General features: G+C 66.3%; 1 protein-coding gene. It reads left to right on the top strand.

The annotated features are described in order from the left end of the window. Positions 1-246: ATP-dependent Clp protease proteolytic subunit (locus tag BN358_RS23820; protein ID WP_198018445.1), on the top strand; the 246-nt coding region annotated here is incomplete at its 5' end. Between the last annotated feature and the right edge of the window lie 196 nt (positions 247-442).

The raw sequence follows: 442 nt of genomic DNA on the forward strand, positions 1-442 counted from the left end.
AACGCTGAGGAGATGGCCGACATGGCACAGGTACTCAAGCGGCAAGACGAGGTCCTGATCGACATCTACGCCAGCCGATCCGGACGCAGCGCCACCCGACTGCGGCAACTGGTCAACGCCGAGACCTGGCTCACCGCCAAGGAGGCCGTATCGGAAGGGCTGGCCGACCGCGTGCTCAACGCCACCACGAGCGCGCCGACCGATCGGTTCGACCCCGAGCTCAGCCTGAGGCTGCTCGATCTGTAGAAGCGTCCTTCGTCCGGTTGAGTGTTGGCAACCGGACAAGGCCGGGCGAAGGTGCACCGCTAGCCGCTCCCTGTTGAGCAGGCGGCAACTGCGGAGCCTTCCACCGGGCCGGGTCAGCCGGTTGCCTACGGCTGGCCCGGCCCCAAAGCACGACACACAAAACGAGTGGCCGGGGTCGTCCAGCCTGAGCCAAGTA

Source organism: Sedimentibacter sp. B4, assembly GCF_000309315.1.
Taxonomy (GTDB): Bacteria; Bacillota; Clostridia; order Tissierellales; family Sedimentibacteraceae; genus Sedimentibacter; species Sedimentibacter saalensis.